The 5,059-nt window shown below is 61.5% G+C and carries 3 protein-coding genes; 1 reads left to right on the top strand and 2 read right to left on the bottom strand.

The features are described 5' to 3' along the window. Positions 1-46: 46 nt before the first annotated feature. Together NTD80_RS27215 and NTD80_RS27210 are read right to left on the bottom strand one after the other, a co-directional pair. The gene (locus NTD80_RS27215; protein WP_065907861.1) at positions 47-2,422 is read right to left on the bottom strand and encodes an efflux RND transporter permease subunit; all 2,376 of its coding nucleotides are present in this window, start codon (positions 2,420-2,422) and stop codon (positions 47-49) included. Between the two features lie 16 nt (positions 2,423-2,438). Next, positions 2,439-3,467 carry a WD40/YVTN/BNR-like repeat-containing protein gene (locus NTD80_RS27210; RefSeq protein WP_177343960.1) on the bottom strand — a complete coding sequence of 343 codons (1,029 nt, stop codon included), beginning with the start codon at positions 3,465-3,467 and terminating at the stop codon, positions 2,439-2,441. A 390-nt stretch (positions 3,468-3,857) separates the two neighbouring features. Here NTD80_RS27210 and NTD80_RS27205 point away from each other — a divergent pair, with 390 nt between their 5' ends. Next, positions 3,858-4,973: a Gfo/Idh/MocA family protein gene (locus NTD80_RS27205; RefSeq protein WP_262135559.1), complete on the top strand. Its 1,116-nt coding sequence runs from the start codon at positions 3,858-3,860 to the stop codon at positions 4,971-4,973. The last annotated feature ends 86 nt before the right edge of the window (positions 4,974-5,059 follow it).

Here is a 5,059-nt window from a genome sequence, read left to right as displayed (position 1 = left end):
ACCAATCCCACTGTCCACAAGAACCCCACTAGCCCCAAGTCCTGCCTCAATGGGCAAACAGCGAGTTGCCCTTCTGCCCTGCGAGCTTCTCGGGCTTGATCAGGAAGCGCGCCAGTGCTGGCAGGAGCCACAGCGCACCGAACATGTTCCACAGCAGCATGAAGGTCAGCATCAGGCCCATGTCGGCCTGGAACTTGATCGCCGAGAAGATCCAGGTGCACACGCCAATCGCCAGGCAGAGGCCGGTGAACAGCACGGCTTTACCGGTCGACTTGAGCGTCTGGTAATAGGCTTCCTGCAACGGCAACCCTGCGCGCAGGAAACTCTCCAGGCGGCTGTAGATGTAGATGCCGTAGTCCACGCCAATCCCCACGCCCAACGCTACCACCGGCAAGGTCGCGACCTTGACGCCGATGCCCATGAACGCCATCAGCGCGTTGCCCAGCACCGAGGTCAGCACCAGCGGCAGCACGATGCACAGGGTCGCCGCCCAGGAACGGAAGGTGATCATGCACATGGTCGCCACGCACAGGTAGACCAGGATCAGGATGGTCAGCTCGGCCTCCTTGATCACCTCGTTGGTGGCGGCCTCGATCCCGGCGTTACCGGCAGCGAGCAGGAATTCCAGCCCGTCCTTGTTGTTCTCCTTGGCGAAGTCCTGCACCGCATGCACGGCGCGATCGAGGGTCGCGGCCTTGTGGTCGTTGAGGAACACCAGCACCGGGGCGAGCGAGCAATTGTTGTTGTACAGGCCATCGGCACGGGCGATGGAGTTGTTGAGCACGTCGGGGTTGCGCGACAGGGTTTCCCATTTCAGGTTGCCCTCGTTCATGCCCTTGATCATCTGCTTGGACACGGTCACCAGCGAGATCGCCGATTGCACGCCTTCGGTGTTCTGCATCTTCCACATCAACTGGTCGATGGGGTCCATGGCCTCGTAGCGCGAGCAGCCTTCGGCCTTGGTCTTGACCATCACCACCAGCACGTCGGAGCTGGTGGAGTAGTTGTTGATGATGAAGTTGTTGTCCTTGTTGTAGCGCGAGTCCGGACGCAGTTCCGGGGCGCCCTGGTCCAGGTCGCCGATCTTCAGGTTCTGGCTGTACCACAAGCCGCCACCGAAGGCGATCAACGCCAGTACGATGGACACCGGCGCGACCTTGGCGCTGGCGAAGTTCGACAGCAGGCGCCAGAACGGGTGATCGCGGTTGGCGTCCTTTTTGCTCTTGGCAATCGCGCGTTTGCTGATGCCGACATAGGAAATCGCCACCGGCAACAGGATCAGGTTGGTGAACACGATCACCGCCACGCCGATGGAGGCACCGATGGCCAGTTCGCGGATCACGCCGATGTCAATGATCAGCAGCGTGATGAAGCCCACCGCGTCGGCGAGAATCGCGATCATGCCCGGCAGGAACAGTTGCCGGAAGGTGCGGCGTGCGGCCGTCAGCGCGTTGTCGGCCTCACTGGACTGCAGGGCGATACCGTTGATCTTCTGCACGCCATGGGAAATCCCGATGGCGAAAATCAGGAACGGCACCAGCATCGAATACGGATCGAGGCCGAAACCGAAAAAGTGCATCAGCCCCAGCTGCCAGACCACCGCCACCAGGGTCGTGCTGAGCACCGCGATGGTACTGCGCAGGCAGTTGGTGAACCACAGCAGCAGGATCAGCGTGATGACAAAGGCCACGCCGAAGAACAGCACCACCATGATCAACCCGTCGATCAGGTCACCGACCTTCTTGGCGAAGCCGACGATGTGGATCTGCACGTTGGGGTTCTGTTCCTGGAACTTGGTGCGGATCTTGTCTTCAAGCTCGTGGGAAAACTTCTGGTAATCCAGGGCCAGCAGCTTGCCCTGGTCCTGCGGGTCCGGGTAGGACTCCAGCAGTGGAATGTCGACAATGCTCGACTTGAAATCGTTGGCCACCAGGCGCCCGACCTGGCCGGACTTGAGCACGTTGTTGCGCAGTTGGTCGAGGCTTTCCGGCGAGCCGTTGTAGCTCTGCGGGATCACTTCACCGCCGGCAAAACCTTCTTCGGTCACTTCGGTCCAGCGTACGCTGGGGCTCCACAGCGACTTGAGGCCCGAGCGGTCGACGCCGGAGATGTAGAACACCTCGTCGTTGATCTGCCGCAGGGTCTCCATGTACTCCTTGGTGAAGATGTCACCGTCCTTGGCCTCCACCGAGATGCGCACGGTATTGCCCAGGTTAGCCAGGTCGTTGCGGTGCTCCATCATCTTTTCGATGAAGGGGTGCTTGAGGGGGATCATCTTTTCAAAGCTGGTGGACGGGCGAATCAGCGTCGCCTGCCAGAACAGGAAAATACTCACCAGCAGGCAGATCACGATCACTGCCGGACGGTTGTTGAAGATCAGGCGCTCAAGAAAGGTCGCTTTATCGTTGTGATGACTGCTCATTCTTTCACCGCCTTTTTTATTGTTTTGCCAGTTCAGCGCCAGTCGCAGTGGCAACACGCACGCCACCCTGCCCGGCCAGAATCAAGTTGCCATTGCCTGCTGCCGTCACCGACGAGAGGGAGATGCGGTCCGGGCGATTGAACACGCTGAAGGTCTGGCCGTCGTCATGACTGACCACCACGCTGCCGCCATTGCCGACCACCACCAGCGATCCGTCGTCGAGCAAGGTCGCCCCCGACAGGCCAAACTCCAGGGCACCGCGTGCCGCCGGCAGTTCAACCTGCTCCCAGGTGCTGCCGAAATCGGTGGAGCGGTAGAGATTGCCGCGCAGGCCATAGGCCAACAGGGTCTGCGGCTGCGCCGTGCTGATCACGCCAAACAGCGAGCCCTCGTAGGGGCCTTCGAGCTTTTCCCAGGTCTGGCCGTCGTCGCTGGAGCGGAACATGCTGCCCTGCTCGCCGACGATAAACAGGCCGGCGTCCTTGATGTGCGCAATGGCGTTGAGGTGGAACTGGTCTTCGTTGTCGAGGCGGTCGCTGACGTCTGCCCAGGTCTTGCCGCCGTCGTCGGTCGCGATCAGCGCACCGTAGGCGCCCACGGCCAGGCCGTGCTCGGCATCCTTGAACCACACGTCGAGCAGTGGCGCTTCGCGCTTGAGGTCCTGGTATTGCTGGGTCCAGGTGGCGCCGCCGTCTGCACTGGCGAGGATCTGCGCATCATGGCCGACTGCCCAGCCGTGCTTGTCATCGACGAAAAACACCGCCGTGAGCAGCTGCCGGGTAGGCACTTTGGCTTGGGTCCAGGTACTGCCCTGGTCATCGGAATAGAGGATATGCCCGCGATCACCGACGGCCACCAGGCGCTTGCCGGCATGGACGACATCGATCATCAGGCCTTTGGCGGCCTTGGGGGATTCAATCGCAAAAGTGGTATCGCTGGCGGCCTGGACAACAGTCGGCAACGCGACTGCCCCAAACAGCGAGAGCGCTGCGGCCAGCAACGCAACCTTGCGTGCGGCGCGTGGGCGGCAAACAACCCAACCCATGACAGGCTCACTCATAGACCTTTCTCCCGATTTATTATTGTTAGGTCGTCTTGCCTTCCTGGCGCCTGAAACCTGCAATCTAGAGCGCCTGAAGGAAGCAGGGGCCATCCTATCGGGCTTTCGAATCGTCTGACAATCGGCGCTACGTTATCTTTTGTTAACTGGCGGCGTTTGGCCAGGTGCTGAATATGGCGCCATCAGTCGCACTGATTGATCGTTTACCGCTGCCGAGGCGTGAGGAGTGACGCGGAGCGTCAGGGCTGCATTCCCACGCAGAGCGTGGGAACGATCAACCACCCGATCAATGAATTTTTATTCCATATCTTGAATTATGGGAATTTTTATTCCATTAATAGCCACCTGAAAACAATAAACCAAAGGACCACGGCTATGCGTGAACTCGGAATCGGCTTGATCGGCACAGGCTTCATGGGCCGCGCCCATGCCCTGGCATTCAATAACGCCCGGGCGGTATTTGACCTGCCGGTACACCTCAAGCTGGCCGCCCTGGCCGATGCCGATACCGAGCGCGCCCAGCGCTGCGCCAAGGCCTGGGGCTTTGCCCAGGCCCACGGTGACTGGCAGGCGCTGATCGATGATCCTGCCGTCGATGTCGTGGCCATCACCACCCCCAACCACCTGCATTACCCCATGGCCATGGCCGCAATTGCGGCCGGCAAGGCGGTGTACTGCGAAAAACCGCTGGCCGTCAGCCTCGAACAGGCCGACGCCATGCGTCGCGCCGCCCGTGCGGCCGGGGTGGTGACGCGGGTCGGCTACAACTACCAGCACAACCCGATGATCGGCCTGGCTCGGCAGATGATTGCCAACGGCGATCTCGGCGAAATCATCAGCTTCCAGGGCGAGTTCAGCGAAGACTTCATGGCCGACCCGGCGTCACCGTGGTCATGGCGCTGCGAAGTGGCGCATGCCGGCGGCGCGCTGGCGGACCTGGGCAGCCACTTGCTGTCGATGGCGCACTATCTGGTGGGCGATGTGGCCAGCGTGTGCGCCGACACCCAGACCGTCCACGCCCAGCGCCCTGCGGTGCAAGGCAGCGATGAGCGCAAAGCCATCGCGGTGGACGACCAGGTGCATGCCCTGCTGCGCTTCGCCAATGGCGCGCGCGGCACGGTGAGCAGCAGCTGGCTCAAGCATGGCTATAAGAACCACCTGAGTTTCGAGATCAGCGGCACCCTGGGCACCTTGGCCTTCGACCAGGAGCGCTTGAACGAACTGCGCCTGTGCCGTGCCGGCCAGGACGGTTTCCAGCGCCTGCTGGCCGGCCCCGCCCTGCCCGGCTACGCAGCGTTCAGCCCGGCGGCCGGGCATCAATTGGGGTACAACGAACTGAAGACGCTGGAAGTCCAGGAGTTAATCATGGCCGTGACCGGCCAGGGGGCGGACGGCACCGACTTTGACGCCGCGTGGGCAGTGGAACGGCTGGCCACCGCGATTCGCGTCGCGGCCCGTGAAGAACGCTGGGTAACAGTGGACGCGGTTTAAACATTGGAATACGAGCCAAATGTGGGAGCGGGCTTGCTCGCGAAGGCGCTGGATCAGTCACCCTATTCATTGACTGACACACCGCT

It is taken from the genome of Pseudomonas sp. 13B_2.1_Bac1 (genome assembly GCF_025466155.1).
GTDB classification, from domain to species: Bacteria; Pseudomonadota; Gammaproteobacteria; order Pseudomonadales; family Pseudomonadaceae; genus Aquipseudomonas; species Aquipseudomonas aylmerensis.
Note: the sequence above shows the minus strand (reverse complement) of the source record. Positions and strands in the feature narration are given on the sequence as shown.